Source organism: Williamsia sp. Y853 (genome assembly GCF_056786495.1).
On record NZ_JBXCJC010000002.1, the window covers coordinates 376,000 to 393,635 of the forward strand.

The window sequence follows — 17,636 nt, forward strand, 5'->3', positions numbered from 1 at the left end:
CGTCGACGTCTTTGGCCTGATCAGACATCGGCACCCTGACCGGCCGCCACACGCATGTTGACGCTGCCCGGATTGCGGCCGTCGATGACCAGCAGCAGATCCGCGACGACCTGGACGAGTTCGACGTCGCGCACCCGGTCGCTGCCGACTCCACCGGTGCGCGGAATCGGGATCCCGACCACCCCGGTGGTGCCGCGGTAAGTTGCCGACGGATACAGCCGCTTGAGCCGAACCTGTTGTGAATCGAGCAGTTTCAGCGGCGACACCTTGAACTGGTTGCCTGCGATCCCGACCTCGGTGACACCGAGCTGACGGGCCAGCAAACGCAATTTGGCAACCGACACCAGGCGCAGGACCTCTTCGGGCAGCGGGCCGTAGCGGTCGAGCAGTTCCTCGACGATTCCGGTGAGCTCTTCGTCGGTGTTCGCCGACGCGAACTTTCGATACGCCTCGAGCCGCAGACGATCGGAATCGACGTAGTCGGGTGGGATGTGCGCATCGACCGGTAGGTCGACCCGCACCTCCTTCTCTTCCTCCATGGCGATCGGCCTGCCGTCGGCCGCCGCGCGGTAGGCCTCGACGGCCTCGCCGACCAACCGTACGTAGAGGTCGAAGCCGACCCCCGCGACGTGTCCGGACTGTTCGGCACCGAGCACGTTGCCTGCACCACGCAACTCGAGGTCCTTGAGCGCCACGGCCATACCCGCACCGAGATCATTGTTCTGTGCGATGGTCGCCAGCCGCTCGTGTGCCGTTTCGGTGAGTGTCTTTTCGCCGTTGTAGAGGAAGTAGGCGTAGCCACGTTCCCGGCTTCGACCGACGCGTCCGCGCAGCTGATGTAGCTGCGACAGGCCCAGGACCTCGGACCGGTCGACGATCAGGGTGTTGGCGTTGGAGATGTCGAGACCGGTTTCAATGATGGTGGTACACACCAGAACGTCGTACTCACGGTCCCAGAATCCGGTGACGGTGCGTTCGAGGAGGTCCTCCCCCATCTGTCCGTGGGCGACGACAACCCGGGCCTCCGGGACCATCTCCCGGATCGCGGCCGCCGTCTTGTCGATGGTGCTGACCCGGTTGTGAACGAAGAAGACCTGTCCGTCCCGCAGCAGCTCACGCCGGATTGACGCCGCGACCTGCTTGTCCTGGTAGGCACCCACATAGGTGAGCACCGGATGTCGCTCCTCCGGAGGCGTCAAGATGGTCGACATCTCGCGGATGCCTGCCATCGACATCTCGAGGGTTCGCGGGATCGGCGTCGCCGACATGGTGAGGACGTCGACGTGCGTCCGCAACGATTTGATGTGCTCCTTGTGCTCGACACCAAAGCGTTGCTCTTCGTCGACCACCACCAGTCCGAGGTCCTTCCATCGGATTCCGGTGGCCAGCAGGCGATGGGTTCCGATGACGATGTCGACCGTGCCATCGGCCATGCCCTCGATGACCTTGCGGGAATCACCCGGGTCGGTGAACCGGGACAGACCGGCGATCGTCACCGGGAACTCCCGCATACGATCGGTGAAGGTCTGCAGATGCTGTTGCGCCAGAATGGTTGTGGGCACCAGAACAGCGACCTGCTTACCGCTCTGCACGGCCTTGAACGCCGCTCGGACCGCGATCTCGGTCTTGCCGTAGCCGACGTCGCCGACCACAACACGATCCATCGGGACGGGGCGTTCCATATCCGCCTTGACCTCACCGATGACGGTGAGCTGGTCCATCGTCTCGGTGAACCCGAACGCGTCTTCCATCTCCCGCTGCCACGGGGTGTCGGGCTCGAACGCATAACCCGGCGCGGCGTGCCTGGCCGCGTACAGCTGCACCAGCTCGCCGGCGATCTCGCGAACAGCCTTGCGCGCCTTACGTTTTGTGTTCTGCCAATCAGAGCCACCGAGTTTCGACAGCGACGGCGTCTCGCCACCGACATACCGGGACAGCTGATCGAGCGAATCCATCGGGACGAACAGCCGGTCGCCGGGGTGACCACGCTTGCTCGGCGCGTATTCGATGACCAGGTATTCACGCCGCGCACCGCCGATGGTGCGCTCGATCATCTCGACGAACTTGCCGATGCCGTGCTGATCGTGGACCACCATGTCGCCGGCACTCAGTGCCAGTGGGTCGACCTGGTTGCGACGTTTCGCCGGGAGCCGGCGACCGTCCTGAGCCCCGGTGATCCTGGCACCGGTGAGGTCGGATTCGGTGATGATCACCAGTTCCGCGTCGGGCAGCACCAAACCCGCCGACAGCGAGCCCCGCAGGACCGTGACGATGCCCGGTTCCGGAGTCGCACCCGAATCAGCATGGCGCACCGGAACTTCGGCCTCTCCGAGCCGTTCGACGATGCGGTCGGCGGTACCGGCACCGGGCGAGACCACCGCTGCCCGACCGCCGGAGGCGACGTGCGCCCGCAGCCCGGCGAAGGTCTTGGCGATTTCTTTCTCGTCGCCGCGGGGCGCCGGACCAGGCGTCAATGTCAGCTCGTTACCGATTCCGATCGAGCTGTACGTCCACCAGGTGCGCTGCGCGGCAAGGGTTTGTTCGTGTACCTCGTCCAGCGAGCGGTAGGAACTGTCCTCGAGGTGCAACAAACCGAGGTCGACCGGCGCCAGCCCGCCGCCACCGGCCGCAGTCCAGGATGCCTCGAGGAACTCTGCTCCGGTCCGGGCGAGATCGGATGCCCGCGTCCGGACTTTCTCGGGATCGAGGATGACCACGTGGGTACCAACCGGCATCACCTCGGTGAGCAGTTGCATCTGACCGGGGACCAGCGCGGGAATGAGCGCTTCCATCCCCTCGGTGGAGACACCTTCGGAGAGCTTTGTCAGCATCTCGACCACCGACGAATCCGCGGCCATGTCGACTGCGAGGTCGGCTGCCCGAGCCCGCACACCGTCGGTCAACAACAGTTCGCGGCAGGGATGGATGTGGACGAGCTTCATGTCGACTTCGGGCTGACTCCGCTGATCGGCCACCGAGAAGGCCCGTTGTTCGGTGATCTCGTCGCCCCAGAACTCCACACGAACCGGGTAGTCGGTGGTGGTCGGGAAGACGTCCAGGATGCCGCCGCGGACCGCGAACTCACCCCGTTTTCCGACCATGTCGACGCGGGCGTAAGCCAACTCGACCAGCTTCGCGATCACGGCGTCGAAGTCGGTCTCGGCACCCTCGCGCAAGGTGATGGAATCCAGATCACCCAACCCGGGTGCCAATGGCTGCACCAGTGAACGAACAGTCGTCACCACCACTTTCAACGGCGGACCGAAACTCTCCTCGTCGGGGTGACGCAGCCGGTGCAGCACCCGCAACCGCTGACCGACGGTGTCCACCGACGGCGACAACCGCTCGTGCGGCAACGTCTCCCATGACGGGAACTGCGTCACCCGCTTGCCGATGATGTCGCGCAGCTGTGCGGTCAGTTCGTCCGACTCGCGTCCGGTCGCGGTGACCACGAGCAGCGGCTTCGACGCGGCGGCTGCCAGCGCGGAGACGAGGAACGGTCGCGCCGCAGGCGGTCCCACCAGTTCGAGTTCAGGGGTTCCGAGTTGCCCGGTCACCCCCGTCAGCGCGGCGTCCGAGGCCGCGATCTGGGCCAAACCAGATAGCTGTCCGGTGAAAATTGCAGCAGAAGGCCCAGTCACACGAACAGTTTACGGGTGCGCGGAACCAACGATGACCACGAGCACCCGATGTTCAGCTGAACGTCGCACACAACCGGTCGATCGCCCTTAGAGTGAGCGGGTTCCCAGAAGGAGATTCCGATGTCTACCAGCCCGTTCGCCGGCATGAACCGACGTGATTTCTTCGCCCGCGTCGCCGCGGTGGGCGGCGCCACCTTTCTCGCATCATGGGCCAACCCGATCATCGACCGCGCCTACGCGGCCGATCCCGGTGGAACCGGATCGCTGGACGACATCGAACACTTTGTCTTCTTCATGCAGGAGAACCGTTCGTTCGACCACTATTTCGGAACACTGCAGGGTGTCCGCGGCTTCGACGATCCGTCGGATGCCTGGAAGCAGCGTGGCTGGGCCCCCGGCGTCGGACCGACAAATACCGGCTACACGATGCCGTTCCGACTCGACACCAACAGCGGCGCGAGCCTGGACGGCGAGTGCATCAACGACCCGGACCATTCCTGGGCGGGCCTGCACGCGGCATGGAACGGTGGACGCAACGACGGCTGGCTGCCCATGTCCATCAACTCGGTGGGCCCGGGAAATGCTCCCGCGTTGATGGGTCACTATTTGCGCGAAGACATCCCGGTCCATTTTCAGATGGCAGACGCCTTCACCATCTGCGACAACTATCACGCCTCGGTGATCGGCCCGACCGACCCGAACAGGCTCTATTGGTTGAGCGCGTCGATCGATCCGGACGGTACCCACGGCGGCCCGCTCCTGGAGACACCCACGCTGCTCCCGAAGTTCGTCTACTCGTGGCGGACGATGCCGGAGAACCTCGGTGAGGCCGGTGTCAGCTGGAAGATCTACAACAGCAAAGACTTCGGCCCCATCTCCTCGGTGTTGCTCGACGGCATGATGGGTTGTTTCACCCAGGCGGCCGATGTCGATTCCGAGCTCAACCGTCGCGGTATCCAGCCGTCCTATCCCGCAGACTTCGCCGCTGACGTCGCGGCGAACAGGCTGCCCTCCGTGTCGTGGGTGGTCCCCAACCTGCTCGAGTGCGAACATCCCGCGCTACCCGCCGCACTCGGTGCCGTGGGAATCGTGCAGGTACTCGACATCCTGACGTCCAACCCCGCGGTCTGGGAAAAGACCGCCCTGATCATCAGCTACGACGAGAACGGCGGCTTCTTCGATCACGTCACACCGCCGACCGCGCCCCCGGGCACTCCCGGCGAGTACGTCACCGTCCCCGACATCAATGCGGTCTCGTCGTCCGAGGGCATCCGCGGCCCGATCGGGCTCGGGTATCGCGTTCCGGGACTTGTCATCTCGCCGTACAGCCGTGGTGGCCTGGTGGCGTCGGAGACCTTTGACCACACCTCGCAACTACGCCTGCTCGAAACCCGGTTCGGTGTCGAGGTTCCCAACCTGACGCCGTGGCGCCGCAGCGTCACCGGCGACATGACCTCGGCCTTCAACTTCGGTGCCAGGCCCGATCCGACCAAGCCCGCCTTGATGGACCCGATACCGCGGGTCCAGTTGGCGGCGGCACAGTGCGGGCCCAACGTGGCCGCCGGATTCATCAACCTGGGCGCGCCCTACCCGGTGCCGCCCAATCGCATGCCCACACAGGAACCGGGATCGCGCCCGGCCCCGAGCGGGTTGGTGTGACCGGTTGATCATCGGAACGTTCGAACCGGCGCCCGGTCGGCCCATTATTGTGACTGCATGAAGTCACGCTGGTCGGCAGCCAAACTACCGCACTTGGACGGCAAGCGAATCGTGGTCACCGGTGCGACAAACGGTCTGGGCTGGGAGACCGCACGGGGTCTGGCGCGTGTCGGCGCCCACGTGGTCCTTGCCGTTCGGGACGTCGATCGCGGTAAGGAACGTGCCGCCGAGATCGCTGCCGACACCGCCGGTGCGCACGCCGAGGTCATCGAACTCGATGTGGCCGACCTGTCGTCGGTTCGGCGTTGTGCAGACGGTCTCGGTGACATCGACATCCTCGTCAACAACGCCGGCGTCATGGCGCGGGAGCACGGCTTCACGGTCGACGGCTTCGAAACATCGTTCGGCACAAACTTTCTCGGCCCGTTTGCGTTGACCAACCTGCTCCTGCCGCAGATCCGCGACCGGGTGGTGATCGTCGGCTCGAGCTCACACAAAACCGGACAGATCCATCTCGACGATCCTCATTTCGAGCGACGCGCCTGGAGTCGTCCGGCGGCGTACGCGCAATCCAAACTCGCGGACATGCTCTGGGGACTCGAACTCGATCGCCGCCTGCGCAAGTCCGGGTCGCTGACGAGCACCGCCATCTCGCACCCGGGGTGGGCCACCACCGGGATCCTCGGCGTCACCGGATTGCGGGCGGTCGACAGTGTGATCGCAGGCGCGGGCAGGCTCCTGGCCAACACCCCGGCCGAAGGCGCCGCGATCACGCTGCGGGCGCTGACCCCGGACATCCCGTCGGGGTCATACGTCGGGCCGGATGGACCGTTCGGATTGCGCGGCGCCCCGGTGCTGGTCGGTCGATCCGCGGCGGCCTGCGACACCCGTACGGCGGGATTGCTCTGGGAACTTGCCGAGTTCGCAACCGACACGAGGTATCCCCTATGACGGTCACCCTGCGGCAGGCCACCGCACCCGACTGTGTCGACGTCGCTGCCATCTACAAGCACTACGTCGACCACACGGTCGTCACCTTCGATTACGTCGCACCGACCGCCGCCGAGTGGAAGATCAAGCGCGCCAACCTGATCTCCGAGCGCTTTCCTTTTCTGGTGGCCGAGAACGAGAACAACGTGGTGGTCGGGTTCGCGTACGTAGCCCACTACCGGCCCAAGCAGGCATACGCGTGGACCGTCGAGAACACCATCTACCTGAGCCCGGCGTATACCGGCAAGGGGTACGGGGCAACGTTGCTGACCGGACTTCTCGACGCGGTGAAAGACTCACCGGCCCATCGGATCGTGTCGGTGATCGCGGACATCCCGGGTTCGGGTTCGGTACCGCTGCACGCCAAAGCCGGGTTCTACGAAACCGGCCGCCTACTGCGGATCGGCTTCAAACACGGTTCCTGGGTGGACTGCATCGTGATGCAGTACGACGTCGTCGATTCGGATCAGCCTCCCGTCTGAACTGCCCGATCCCAGCCGGGGAACAAAACGGACCGTGGTCCGGTTGGTAGAATCATGTCCGTGACGCGTATGCCTTCCCTGTTCCTGAGCCATGGCGCTCCCCCGCTGGTGGACGATGCCCGCTGGGTCGGCGAGCTCGAACAGTGGTCGGCGGACCTGCCCACCCCCACCGCGATCCTGATGGTGTCGGCCCACTGGGAGTCTGCGCCACTGACCATCGGCGCCACCGATTCCACCGTGCCGCTGACCTACGACTTCGGCGGCTTCCCCGAGCACTACTACCGCGTGCGCTACGACGCCCCGGGCGCCGTCGACCTGGCCGCCCGGATCGAGGCGTTGATGCCCGACAAGCAGGCCGTCCGCCACGATCGGGGTCGACGCCTCGACCACGGCGCCTATGTTCCGCTGACTGTGATGTACCCGGAAGCGCAGATCCCGGTCTTGCAGATCTCCCTGCCGACCCTCGACCCCGAACAACTTCTCGACCTCGGACGCCGGCTCAAGCCGCTGCGCGACGAGGGCGTGCTGATCATCGGTTCCGGTTTCACCACCCACGGTCTGCAGTTTCTGCGCGACATGCGGCCGAACGCCACGCCGCCGACGTGGTCCAAAGAGTTCGATGCCTGGGCGGGTGAGCGTTTTGCCGCGGGCGATGTGGAGTCGCTGGTTCGATTCCGTGAGGTGGCACCGGGCATGCCGTATGCGCATCCGACCGTCGAACACTGGTCCCCGTTGTTCGTCGCCCTCGGCGCCAGCGACAATCCCGAGCAGAAGGGCGACCAGGCCGTCGACGGGTTCTGGATGGGCCTGAGCAAGCGGAGCCTACAGCTGGCCTGAGGCGACAACGGTCACTTCGAGGGCGGGTCGTTCGGTGTGACCAGGTGCGGCTCGGCCTCCAGATTGACCAGGCCGTTCCAGCAGAGATTGACCAGATGCGCGGCAACGACCTCCTTGGAGGGCTCCCGCACACCGAGCCACCATTGAGCAGTGGACGTGACCATACCGACCAGCGCCTGCGCATACAGGGGCGCCAGCGCCGGATCGCGGCCACCACGCTCGAAATCCTCACCCAGAATGTGCTCGACCTGGCTGATGGCGTCGTTCAGCAGACTTGAATACTTGCCGGAGTCGCCTGCCGTAGAAGGACCGCGCATCAGGATCTGAAAGCCGTCGGTGCGGTCTTCCATGTAGGTCAGCAGCGCAAGCGCCACCTGTTGCACGCGGTACCGCGACCGGTTCTTGCTGAGCGACGACGTGATCATCTCGAGGAGGGTCTCCATCTCGCGGTCGACAATCACCGCATACAGACCCTCTTTACCGCCGAAGTGTTCATACACAACAGGTTTGGAGACACCTGCGCGCTGCGCGATCTCCTCGACAGCTGTTGCCTCGAAGCCCCGTTCGGCGAACAGTCCCCTGGCGACCTCGATCAGCTGATGACGCCGTTGTGGACCCGTCATCCGCGCACGCGGTACCCGCTGGACCTGATCTGCCTTGCTGGTCGGGCGATCGACTGTCATCGTCGCCTTTCCCTCAAAAAAATGGACATCGAGTCCAACTATATGCGGACCCGTTTCAAATCAGTTAGATCCCGGCGCGGTCGGGCCTGCCTCGCCGACTGGACGGATAGATTCGTGCGATGGCATTTGGGCAGAACAAGAACGACAAGATTCGTACCGCTGCACGCGAAGCACGGCACAACAACGAAGTGGTCTTCACGCCAGAACTCGGCGGGAACGCGAAGAAGTGGGCCGAGCTGATCACAGCAATCGAGTCCGAGGGCTGGAAACTCGAACACTGGGCGGTGGGGCCAACCGGAACGATCGCCTCGGTCGAGGCCTACCCACTGTTCCGCGCGCGGTAGTCGCCCGGTCAATACGTTGCTCCGCCACCAGGACTCGAACCTGGAATACCTGAACCAAAATCAGGAGTGTTGCCGATTACACCATGGCGGATTGCGCTCACGATTGTGCCATGAGACTCATCGGAACCCACAACCGGCTCGCGGCGCCCGACATTAACGTCGCAGACGCTCCGGATTTACGAAGACGCTCCACATATTTGCGGAGCGTCTTCGCAAAGGTGGATCGTTTGCGGGAAGCAGGGTCGATCAGTCGCGGGGGCCGCCTGCGACGTAGATGACCTGGCCGGTGACAAACCCGGCACCTTCGCTCGCCAGGAACGACACGGTGTGCGCGATGTCCTCGGGCTGGCCGACCCGGGCAACCGGGATCTGGGACGCCGCTGCAGCCTTGTAGTCCTCGAACGGCACGCCGACACGCTCGGCGGTCGCCGCGGTCATCTCGGTCTCGATGAAACCCGGTCCGATGGCGTTGGCCGTCACACCGAACTTGCCGAGCTCGATCGAGAGGGTCTTGGTGAATCCCTGCATGCCCGCCTTGGCCGCGGAGTAGTTCGCCTGACCACGGTTACCGAGGGCCGACACACTCGACAGGTTGACGATCCGGCCGAACTTGGCCGCGACCATGTGCTGCTGCACGGCCCGCGACATCAGGAACGCGCCACGCAGGTGGACGTTCATCACCGAATCCCAGTCGTCGACCGACATCTTGAACAACATGTTGTCGCGGGTGATACCGGCGTTGTTGACGAGGATGGTCGGGGCGCCCAGCTCGCCGGCCACCTTCTCGACGGCAGCGGCAACGGCAGCCTCGTCGGCAACGTTGGCGCCGACGGCGATCGCTTTGCCACCGGCATCGGTGATCGCCTTGACGGTGTCACCGCAACTCGACTCGTCGAGATCCAGGACCGCCACGGCATATCCGTCGGCCGACAGACGTTTCGCAACCGCTGCACCGATCCCACGTGCCGCGCCGGTGACGATCGCTGTTCTCTGCTCGCTCACAACAACTCCCTTGTCGAAGAACTTCGGATAACGATCGCCAGGTGACCGGTCTACAACGGTCCAACGCCCTGCCGATGGTCCACCAGTTGTATCAAGCGCCCCCGAAAGGTGCGTAGGATCGGGCCGTTCCCCGCCTCCAACCGCCAAGGGAGTCCCATGTCCGTGGCACCTGAATCCGCGCGCTCGGCCCCCGGGCCAACCGCCGTCCTGGTCCTTGCCGCAGGCGCAGGCACCCGCATGAAGTCGGCAACCCCGAAGGTCCTGCACGCCATCGCTGGGCGCTCGCTGCTGTCCCACGCGCTGCACGCCGCATCCGGCATCGAACCTGATCACCTTGTTGTCGTGGTCGGCCACGATCGAGAGAAGGTCAGCGCCGCCTGCGATGAGATCGCCGCCACCCTCGGCCGCGACATCCCTACCGCGGTTCAAGAGCAGCAGAACGGCACCGGCGACGCCGTCCGGGCCGGTCTCGCGGCACTGCCCGCCGACTTCGACGGCACCGTGCTCGTCACCGCTGCCGACGTCCCACTCCTCGACGGCCCGACGCTGAGCGATCTCATCGAAGACCACACCAGCACCCCCGCCGCGTCAGTGACAGTTCTCACGTCGACCGCGCCCGATCCGACCGGATATGGGCGCGTTTTGCGTACCCAGGACGGAGCCGTCACGGCGATCGTCGAGCAGAAGGACGCAACCGAGCAGCAGCTCCGCATCACCGAGGTCAACTCCGGCGTCTATACGTTCGACGCCACCACGTTGCGGAGCGCACTCGCGGAACTGTCCCCCGACAACGCGCAGCACGAGCTGTACCTGACCGACGTCATAGAGATCGCCAACCGGCATTCAAAGGTGGTGCGCGCCAAGCACATCGACGATGCCGCCCTCGTTGCCGGCTGCAACGACCGACTGCAGTTGGCAACACTCGGAGCCGAGCTGAACCGGCGAATCCTGGCGGGCCACATGCTCGGCGGTGTCACGATCATCGATCCGGCCACCACCTGGGTTGATGTCGACGTCACGATCGACGCCGACGTCACCATCGCACCCGGGACCCAGCTACTGGGGCAGACCACTGTTGCCACCGGCGCCGAGATCGGTCCCGACACCACCCTGGCCGACGTCACCGTGGGCGCCGGTGCGTCGATCATCCGGACCCAAGGATCCGAGTCGATCATCGGTGCAAACACGCAGGTCGGACCTTTCGCATTCTTGCGTCCGGGTTCAGTTCTCGGTGAGGCAGGCAAGATCGGGACGTTCGTCGAGACGAAGAACGCGAAGATCGGTAAGGGCGCCAAGGTGCCGCATCTGACGTACGTCGGCGACGCGACCATCGGTGAGGGCACCAACATCGGCGCTTCGAGCGTTTTCGTGAACTACGACGGGGTGAACAAGAGCCATACCACAATTGGGGCACATTGCCGAACCGGTTCGGACACCATGTTTGTTGCACCCCTCAATGTCGGTGATGGCGTCTACACCGGAGCAGGTACCGTCTTGACGCAGGATGTGCCCCCCGGAGCCCTCGCGGTCTCCGGTGGGAAACAGAGGAATATCGACGGTTGGGTGCAGGCCAAGCGGCCTGGTACGCCATCGGCACAAGCTGCTGCCGATGCACTCTCCGCCACCGAGAACGTGCAACAAGAAAGTGACTCGCTGTGACCTGGACCACCACCCACAATCAGAAGAACCTCATGCTGTTCTCTGGTCGTGCACATCCCGAGCTGGCCCAAGCGGTCGCAAAAGAGCTCGACATCGAGGTGACCCCCCAAACCGCCCGCGATTTCGCCAATGGTGAGATCTTCGTGCGCTTCGAGGAGTCGGTGCGTGGCTCGGACGCTTTCGTGCTGCAGAGCTGCCCGTTCCCGCTCAACCAGCACCTGATGGAACAGCTGATCATGATCGACGCGCTCAAGCGCGGATCGGCCAAGCGCATCACCGCTGTCCTGCCGTTCTACCCCTACGCCCGCCAGGACAAGAAGCACCGTGGACGCGAGCCCATCTCCGCCCGACTGGTGGCCGACCTCCTGAAGACCGCAGGCGCCGACCGCATCATCACGGTCGACCTGCACACCGACCAGATCCAGGGCTTCTTCGACGGACCCGTCGACCACATGCACGCCCAGGGCCAGCTGTCCGAGTACGTCAAGGGCAAGTACGGCACCGCCAACATCACCATCGTCTCGCCGGACTCCGGCCGCGTGCGCGTTGCCGAGAAGTGGGCCGACTCGTTTGACGGCGCACCGTTGGCGTTCATCCACAAGACCCGCGATCCGCTGGTGCCGAACCAGGTGAAGTCGAATCGGGTTGTCGGTGACGTCGCCGGCCGCACCTGCGTGCTGATCGACGACATGATCGACACCGGCGGCACCATCGCAGGCGCGGTGCAGGTCCTGCGGGATGCCGGCGCAGGCGACGTCGTCATCGCCACCACCCACGGCGTCTTCTCGGATCCGGCAGCCGAGCGGCTGGCCAACTGTGGCGCCCGCGAGGTCATCGCCACCGACACCCTGCCGATCGGGCCGGAGAAGCGGTTCGACAACCTCACCGTGCTCTCCATCGCACCGCTGCTTGGCCGTACAATCCGCGAGGTCTTCGAAAACGGATCGGTGACAAGTCTTTTCAACGGAAGCGCATAGGAGTACAGACGCGATGGCGGCTACGATCTATCACAATCCCAAATGTTCGACGTCACGAAAGACGTTGCAGCACTTGCGTGATGCCGGGGTTGAACCAACCATCGTGAAGTACCTCGAGGAGCCGCCGACGCGGGCCGAACTCGAGAAGATGATCTCCGACGCCGGTATCGAGGTCTCCGCAGCGGTGCGCAAGCGCGAGTCGCTGTACAAAGAACTCGACCTCGCCGACGCCACCGACGATCAGCTTCTCGATGCCATGGCCGCCAACCCGATCCTGATCGAGCGGCCGTTTGTGGTGACCGACAAGGGCACCCGGTTGGCCCGCCCGGTCGAATCGGTCGACGAGATTCTCTAGTCGCACAAAAGCACACCGTCCAGTCATAAGCACACGTTGCAACGTGTGTTTTTGACTGGACGGTGTGCTTTTATCTGTGCAGCCTAGGGCTGCACCGGCTTCGGCAGCGGCTTCTGGATCCGCGGAAACGCGATCGCCACCAGCCCGCGCACTGATGCCTTGATGAAGTCGACAAGGTCGAAGTAGTCACGCCACACCGTGATCAGACCGTCTTCGACCTCAAATCGGCCGCAGACCCAGAACTGCATCCGGAGTTTGCCCAACGCGATTTCGTCGACCCGCTCGGTGATCACAACCGGTCCGTTGGCCGTGATGTTGACCCACTTCACGCTGAAACCCATGCGCGTTTTGTTCATCGCCTGAAAAAGTTTGGCCAGTCGCTTCTTGCCGCGCATGAAGCTGTAACCGACATTCGCGTATTCGATGTCCGGATCGACCAATGCCAACGCCGCCACGTGGTCACCCAGCGCGAGCGCGTCGAGAAAATTCCGGGCCGTGTCGGACGGCGTCGTTGCCACCGGAACGCTCCCCGCCTGCGTGATCTCTGATTCTGTGTTCCCCGTCATGCCGCCCGAGACTACGCCAACGGCCCCGTTGGCGCCCGGAAACCGCAGGTAGATCAGGCGAAGTGGGATTCCGGGGCAGCTACCGGTATAGTTTGCGCCGTTGTCTCGGCGAGGGTGATCCATGGTCACCGTAATCGGCGCGGCGTAGTTCTCCCTCCAGGGTGCACTGTGGCTGTCATCGATTTTCTTGTCGGGCCCGAATCCACCACCCGATCGAGGAGTCATCTCATGGCAACCGCCAATACCGCCAGCAAGCTCTCTGTCACCCTCCGCACCGAAAAGGGCAAGGGCGCCGCTCGTCGCGCACGTCGCGCCGGCAACGTCCCCGCCGTTCTGTACGGCCACGGCACCGACCCCAAGCACCTGACCGTCCCGGCCCGCGACTTCGCAGCCATCCTGCGTAACAACGGCCTCAACGCCATCATCGAACTCGACATCGAGGGCGAGCTGCAGTTGGCTCTGCCCAAGCAGGTCGACGTTCACCCGATCCGCAACTACATCGAGCACACCGACTTCGTCGTCATCCGCAAGGGCGAGAAGGTCACGGTCGAGGTCTCCATCCTGGTCGAGGGCGACCCCACCCCCGGCAGCCTGGTCACCAACGATGCCAGCAGCATCGAGATCGAGGCCGACGCACTGTCGATCCCCGAGCACCTCGTCATCTCGGTCGAGGGCCTGAGCGGCGGCAGCACCATCACCGCCGGTGACATCGAACTGCCCGAGGGTGTCACCCTGGTCTCCGATCCCGAGACGCTGATCGTTGCCGTCAACGAGGCACAGACCGCCGACACCACGACGGATGCCGAGGATGCCGCTGAAGCAGCCGCCGACGCAGCCCCCGCCGCCGAGTAGGGATCACTCCCGCCAGGTCTGCGACAGCTCCGGCTCCGTCTGCAACTTCTCCGGCCCGCACACTTCGGTGTTGCGGGCCGGAGTTTTTTCTCCTGCCTGCTTCTTGCCGGATGCCTTCTCGCCCGATGTGCCGAGCAGTTTGATCGCCACCCCGACCGCGCTGACCACCACTCCGACGATCTCCCATCGCCCGATCGCCTCACCGAACATCGGCCAGGCGATCAACATCGTCGCGGGCGGAACCAGCAAGAGCAGGGTGCTCGAGAGCACCGGGCCTGCCTCGCGGTTCACCCAGAAGTAGGCACCCCAACCGCCGAAGGTCGACAATGCAACAACCCAGACCACCGACCCGGCGAACTCGATGGTGACGGGCGGAATCATGTCGCCCACAACCACATTCACAGACCAGAACAAAACCGCGCCAACCGTGCACTGAACGGCCAGCGCCACCGCCATCGGCTCCGGCGCGTTCAGTATTCGTTGCGCCAGAGTGCCACCGGTCAACGCCAACATCCCCAAAGCGCAGAGCAGAAATGCCCACCACGGCGCGCCGCCGGTGTTCAGCTTTCCGCCGACGACCAGGCCGACACCGACTATGCCGACCGCAAGACCGCACCATTCCCGCCGCCCGATCCGCACCCCGAGAAGCGGGAAGGCACAGGCCGCGACCACCAGCGGTTGCAGCGAACAGATCAGGGCGGTGATCCCGGCACTGAGCCCGGCCTGGACGGCGGCGCCGATCGCACTGAGATACATCCCCTGCATCACCACACCCAGCGCAGCCTGCCGGGCCAACCCCCGTCGAGTCACCGTCCACTGGTCGAGCCCCGCTGCGCTACGTCTCCGCACGCAGTCGAGCTCCGCTGCGCTACGTCTCCGCCACGGGTCGAGCTCCGCTGCGCTACGTCTCCGCCACTCCCGGAACACGCAGAACCCGATCAGCAGCACCGCGGCGAGTACGAAACGGCAGGCGAGCAACATATGCCACGACGAATACCTGGCACCGAGTTCGGCGCCGAGGTATCCCGAGCTCCACATGAGCACCAGCAGGATGGATGCTTTGACCATTGGGTCAGGTAAACACACCGGTCGGTATACTTGCAGTGGATATGTGAGCTACATCTCTGCCCGACGTTCGGAGGAACCCGATGACCACTGTCGCCGCACTGCAACTGCCGAGCGAGGCGCCGATGACACCGGCCGCCGACCGCATCCTGACCGCCGCCGGGACCCTGTTCTACGGCCGCGGAATCCACGCGGTGGGCGTCGAATCGATCGCGGAGGCAGCCGGGACCACCAAGAAGACGATCTACGACCGGTTCGGGTCCAAGGACGGACTGATCGTGGCGTATCTGCGTCGCCGGAGCCTGCGCTGGCGGTCCCTGGTGCTCGATGTCATCGCCGAACACTCCCCCGGGCGCGACCAGGCACTCGCGGTGTTCGACGCCACCGACCAATGGATGGGCACCTGGACCCGCGGCTGCGGATTCATCAACGCATACGCCGAGCTCGGCGGCACCGAGCATCCCGGCGTCGCGGTGATCGTCGAGGAGAAGACCTGGGTGCGTGATCTGTTCGAATACATCTGCACTGCAGGCGGATACGCCGAGCCATACGTCCTCGCCGGACAACTCACACTGCTCCATGAGGGCAGCATCGTCTCCCGGACCGCAGGGGCCCAGAGCGATGCCTGCGCGCTCGCACGCCGGACCGCCGAGGTCCTTCTGACACCGGATGACAGAATGGCCCGGTGACAGATCCCATCGTGATTGTCGGTCTGGGCAATCCCGGCAGCCGCTATGAGAAGACGCGCCACAATGTGGGCGCGATGGCCATCGACCATCTGGCTGGCAAGCTCGGCGAGAAGTTCAAGGTCCACAAGAAGTCCGGTACCGCCGTGGCCGTGGGCCGTCTGGCCGGAAAACAGGTCGTCCTGGCCAAGCCCACCTGCTTTATGAACGAGTCCGGTCGCCAGGTCGGGCCGCTGGCAGCCTTCTATTCGGCCCCACCACAATCGCTGATCGTGGTGCACGACGAACTCGACATCGACTTCGGTGCGGTCCGCCTCAAACGTGGTGGCGGCGAGGGTGGCCACAACGGTCTGCGGTCGATCTCGCAGGTCCTGGGAACCAAGGATTACCTGCGGGTGCGTCTGGGTGTCGGTCGTCCGCCGGGCAGGCAGGATCCCGCCGACTTTGTTCTCAAACCCTTCTCCAGCACCGAACGGGCCGAAGTGCCCCTCCTGCTGGAAAATGCCGCCGACGCGATCGAGTTGCTGATTGAGTACAGCCTGGAAGACGCACAGAACCGCGTCCATGCCTGGTGAGGCGATCTCCGTCGTCGCCCCGAGATTGAACTAGCCTGTTACAAGCACCACCTGCAGGCCGATACACAGATCAAGCCCGCACTGAGAAGAGGAATCGAATGCCAGTCATCGCTGACCAAACCGGAATCAACAACGTCGGGATTCTCGGTATCGGCGCCTATCGACCTGATCGTGTGGTCACCAACGAGGAGATCTGCGAGCACATCGATTCCAGCGATGAGTGGATCTACACCCGCACCGGCATCAAGTCCCGGCGGTTCTGCGCCCCCGGCGAGTCCGCCACCACGATGGCCATCGACTCTGGCCGCAAGGCCATCGCCAACGCGTTGCTCAGCGGGTCGGACATCGACGCGGTGATCGTGGCCACCAACACGCACCTGCTGCTGACCCCGGGCGCGGCCACCGCCGTCGCCACCGCTCTGGGCGCCAACGGCGTCCCGGCCTTCGACGTGACCGTCGGTTGTGCGGGCTTCGGGTACGCCATGGGCATCGGCGCCGACATGATCCGTGCCGGTAGTGCCACGAGTGTTCTCGTCATCGGGTCGGAACAACTCTCGGTCGCCCTCGACATGACCGACCGCGGCAACTGCTTCATCTTCGGCGATGGTGCCGGTGCCGTTGTCCTCGGTGCCACCAAAGAACAGGGCGTCGGCCCGGTGATCTGGGGCAGCGACGGTTCGCAGTACGACGCCATCCGCCAGGACATCGACTGGCTGACCTTCCTCGAAGGCGACCGCGTGCAGCGCCCGTACCTGCGCATGGAAGGCACCAGCGTCTTCCGCTGGGCCGCGTTCGAAATGGGCAAGGTCGCTCAGCGCGCCCTCGAGGCCGCCAAAGTCGACGCGCAGGAACTCGACGTGTTCGTCCCGCACCAGGCCAACTCACGGATCAACGACCTGCTCGCCCGCGGCCTCAAACTGCGCGAAGGCGCTGTGGTCGCCAACGACATCGAGCACACCGGTAACACCTCGGCCGCCTCGATTCCGCTGGCGATGGAAGATCTGCTGTCCACCGGCAAGGCCAAGCCCGGCGACACCGCACTGCTCCTCGGTTACGGCGCAGGCCTGAGCTACGCCGCCCAGGTGGTCAAACTCCCGCCCGTCCCCTTCGAATAACCGCGAATGCCTCGTCGACCGCGGAGTCTTTCAGCGCGGTCGACGAGGGGTTTGCCGGATGTGGCGATTGGTCCTGCATAGGGCGAGGTCTGTAGCCTTTCCTCGTGAGTTCTGAAGTCAGCACGTCGTCCGGTACCGGTTCTGCACC

Annotated in this window: 17 protein-coding genes and 1 tRNA gene; 12 read left to right on the forward strand and 6 right to left on the reverse strand. The window is 64.5% G+C overall.

Annotated elements, in window-relative coordinates; translation table 11 throughout:
* Positions 1-20 precede the first annotated feature (20 nt).
* Positions 21-3,641 (reverse strand): transcription-repair coupling factor, encoded by a 3,621-nt coding sequence (gene mfd / locus AC1TPF_RS13720; protein ID WP_482144430.1) that lies wholly within the window; start codon positions 3,639-3,641, stop codon positions 21-23.
* 120 nt (positions 3,642-3,761) lie between these two features.
* Here mfd and AC1TPF_RS13725 point away from each other — a divergent pair, with 120 nt between their 5' ends.
* From AC1TPF_RS13725 to AC1TPF_RS13740, 4 genes are all read left to right on the forward strand, one after another.
* The gene (locus AC1TPF_RS13725; protein ID WP_482138153.1) at positions 3,762-5,300 is read left to right on the forward strand and encodes a phospholipase C; all 1,539 of its coding nucleotides are present in this window, start codon (positions 3,762-3,764) and stop codon (positions 5,298-5,300) included.
* Between the two features lie 57 nt (positions 5,301-5,357).
* Positions 5,358-6,251, forward strand: a complete 894-nt coding sequence (locus AC1TPF_RS13730) for an oxidoreductase (protein ID WP_482144432.1) — start codon at positions 5,358-5,360, stop codon at positions 6,249-6,251.
* Positions 6,248-6,772, forward strand: coding sequence for an N-acetyltransferase family protein (locus AC1TPF_RS13735; RefSeq protein WP_482138150.1), 525 nt, complete (start codon positions 6,248-6,250; stop codon positions 6,770-6,772). Before AC1TPF_RS13730 ends, AC1TPF_RS13735 begins: the two co-directional genes overlap by 4 nt.
* A gap of 69 nt (positions 6,773-6,841) precedes the next feature.
* On the forward strand, positions 6,842-7,609 hold the full coding sequence (locus AC1TPF_RS13740) for a dioxygenase family protein (protein ID WP_482144712.1): 768 nt from the start codon (positions 6,842-6,844) through the stop codon (positions 7,607-7,609).
* An 11-nt stretch (positions 7,610-7,620) separates the two neighbouring features.
* Here AC1TPF_RS13740 and AC1TPF_RS13745 read toward each other — a convergent pair whose 3' ends face one another.
* Complete coding sequence (locus tag AC1TPF_RS13745) at positions 7,621-8,292, reverse strand: TetR/AcrR family transcriptional regulator (RefSeq protein ID WP_482138148.1); 672 nt, start codon at positions 8,290-8,292, stop codon at positions 7,621-7,623.
* Between the two features lie 119 nt (positions 8,293-8,411).
* On the opposite strand from AC1TPF_RS13745, the gene AC1TPF_RS13750 reads away from it, so the two are divergent.
* Positions 8,412-8,636 (forward strand): hypothetical protein, encoded by a 225-nt coding sequence (locus tag AC1TPF_RS13750; protein ID WP_482144434.1) that lies wholly within the window; start codon positions 8,412-8,414, stop codon positions 8,634-8,636.
* Positions 8,637-8,655: 19 nt separating this feature from the next.
* Here the strand turns inward: AC1TPF_RS13750 and AC1TPF_RS13755 are convergent.
* Positions 8,656-8,727: transfer RNA gene (locus AC1TPF_RS13755), tRNA-Gln, on the reverse strand.
* A gap of 155 nt (positions 8,728-8,882) precedes the next feature.
* Positions 8,883-9,638: a 3-oxoacyl-ACP reductase FabG gene (gene fabG, locus AC1TPF_RS13760; protein WP_482138146.1), complete on the reverse strand. Its 756-nt coding sequence runs from the start codon at positions 9,636-9,638 to the stop codon at positions 8,883-8,885.
* Positions 9,639-9,794: 156 nt separating this feature from the next.
* Between fabG and glmU the strand changes: the two genes are divergently transcribed.
* From glmU to arsC, 3 genes are read left to right on the forward strand one after another with little or no spacing between them, the layout of a single operon-like run.
* The gene (gene glmU / locus AC1TPF_RS13765; protein ID WP_482144436.1) at positions 9,795-11,297 is read left to right on the forward strand and encodes a bifunctional UDP-N-acetylglucosamine diphosphorylase/glucosamine-1-phosphate N-acetyltransferase GlmU; all 1,503 of its coding nucleotides are present in this window, start codon (positions 9,795-9,797) and stop codon (positions 11,295-11,297) included.
* Positions 11,294-12,274 carry a ribose-phosphate diphosphokinase gene (locus AC1TPF_RS13770; RefSeq protein WP_482138143.1) on the forward strand — a complete coding sequence of 327 codons (981 nt, stop codon included), beginning with the start codon at positions 11,294-11,296 and terminating at the stop codon, positions 12,272-12,274. The genes glmU and AC1TPF_RS13770 overlap by 4 nt, the downstream gene beginning before the upstream one ends.
* 13 nt (positions 12,275-12,287) lie before the next feature.
* Positions 12,288-12,629, forward strand: a complete 342-nt coding sequence (gene arsC, locus AC1TPF_RS13775) for an arsenate reductase (glutaredoxin) (protein ID WP_482138141.1) — start codon at positions 12,288-12,290, stop codon at positions 12,627-12,629.
* 83 nt (positions 12,630-12,712) lie between these two features.
* Here the strand turns inward: arsC and AC1TPF_RS13780 are convergent, their stop codons facing one another.
* Entirely contained in the window at positions 12,713-13,195 is a 483-nt protein-coding gene (locus tag AC1TPF_RS13780; protein ID WP_482138140.1) for a limonene-1,2-epoxide hydrolase family protein, read from the reverse strand.
* A gap of 228 nt (positions 13,196-13,423) precedes the next feature.
* Here AC1TPF_RS13780 and AC1TPF_RS13785 point away from each other — a divergent pair, with 228 nt between their 5' ends.
* Positions 13,424-14,047: a 50S ribosomal protein L25/general stress protein Ctc gene (locus AC1TPF_RS13785; RefSeq protein ID WP_482138138.1), complete on the forward strand. Its 624-nt coding sequence runs from the start codon at positions 13,424-13,426 to the stop codon at positions 14,045-14,047.
* 3 nt (positions 14,048-14,050) lie between these two features.
* On the opposite strand, the gene AC1TPF_RS13790 is transcribed toward AC1TPF_RS13785, so the two are convergent.
* On the reverse strand, positions 14,051-15,115 hold the full coding sequence (locus tag AC1TPF_RS13790) for a DMT family transporter (protein ID WP_482144438.1): 1,065 nt from the start codon (positions 15,113-15,115) through the stop codon (positions 14,051-14,053).
* A gap of 80 nt (positions 15,116-15,195) precedes the next feature.
* Between AC1TPF_RS13790 and AC1TPF_RS13795 the strand changes: the two genes are divergently transcribed.
* The 3 genes from AC1TPF_RS13795 (at position 15,196) to AC1TPF_RS13805 (ending at position 17,488) form a co-directional block, all read left to right on the forward strand.
* Positions 15,196-15,801 carry a TetR/AcrR family transcriptional regulator gene (locus AC1TPF_RS13795; protein WP_482144440.1) on the forward strand — a complete coding sequence of 202 codons (606 nt, stop codon included), beginning with the start codon at positions 15,196-15,198 and terminating at the stop codon, positions 15,799-15,801.
* Entirely contained in the window at positions 15,798-16,373 is a 576-nt protein-coding gene (gene pth / locus AC1TPF_RS13800) for an aminoacyl-tRNA hydrolase (protein ID WP_482138133.1), read from the forward strand. The genes AC1TPF_RS13795 and pth overlap by 4 nt, the downstream gene beginning before the upstream one ends.
* A 98-nt stretch (positions 16,374-16,471) precedes the next feature.
* Positions 16,472-17,488, forward strand: coding sequence for a beta-ketoacyl-ACP synthase III (locus AC1TPF_RS13805; protein WP_482138132.1), 1,017 nt, complete (start codon positions 16,472-16,474; stop codon positions 17,486-17,488).
* Positions 17,489-17,636: the final 148 nt, after the last annotated feature.

Excerpts from the sequence above, each read along its gene's own strand:
- AC1TPF_RS13725 (WP_482138153.1), top strand. The coding sequence starts at position 3,762 with ATGTCTACCAGCCCGTTCGCCGGCATGAACCGACGTGATTTCTTCGCC.
- AC1TPF_RS13730 (WP_482144432.1), top strand. The coding sequence starts at position 5,358 with ATGAAGTCACGCTGGTCGGCAGCCAAACTACCGCACTTGGACGGCAAG.
- AC1TPF_RS13735 (WP_482138150.1), top strand. The coding sequence starts at position 6,248 with ATGACGGTCACCCTGCGGCAGGCCACCGCACCCGACTGTGTCGACGTC.
- AC1TPF_RS13740 (WP_482144712.1), top strand. The coding sequence starts at position 6,842 with ATGCCTTCCCTGTTCCTGAGCCATGGCGCTCCCCCGCTGGTGGACGAT.
- AC1TPF_RS13745 (WP_482138148.1), bottom strand. The coding sequence starts at position 8,292 with ATGACAGTCGATCGCCCGACCAGCAAGGCAGATCAGGTCCAGCGGGTA.
- AC1TPF_RS13750 (WP_482144434.1), top strand. The coding sequence starts at position 8,412 with ATGGCATTTGGGCAGAACAAGAACGACAAGATTCGTACCGCTGCACGC.
- glmU (WP_482144436.1), top strand. The coding sequence starts at position 9,795 with ATGTCCGTGGCACCTGAATCCGCGCGCTCGGCCCCCGGGCCAACCGCC.
- arsC (WP_482138141.1), top strand. The coding sequence starts at position 12,288 with ATGGCGGCTACGATCTATCACAATCCCAAATGTTCGACGTCACGAAAG.
- AC1TPF_RS13780 (WP_482138140.1), bottom strand. The coding sequence starts at position 13,195 with ATGACGGGGAACACAGAATCAGAGATCACGCAGGCGGGGAGCGTTCCG.
- AC1TPF_RS13785 (WP_482138138.1), top strand. The coding sequence starts at position 13,424 with ATGGCAACCGCCAATACCGCCAGCAAGCTCTCTGTCACCCTCCGCACC.
- AC1TPF_RS13790 (WP_482144438.1), bottom strand. The coding sequence starts at position 15,115 with ATGGTCAAAGCATCCATCCTGCTGGTGCTCATGTGGAGCTCGGGATAC.
- AC1TPF_RS13795 (WP_482144440.1), top strand. The coding sequence starts at position 15,196 with ATGACCACTGTCGCCGCACTGCAACTGCCGAGCGAGGCGCCGATGACA.
- AC1TPF_RS13805 (WP_482138132.1), top strand. The coding sequence starts at position 16,472 with ATGCCAGTCATCGCTGACCAAACCGGAATCAACAACGTCGGGATTCTC.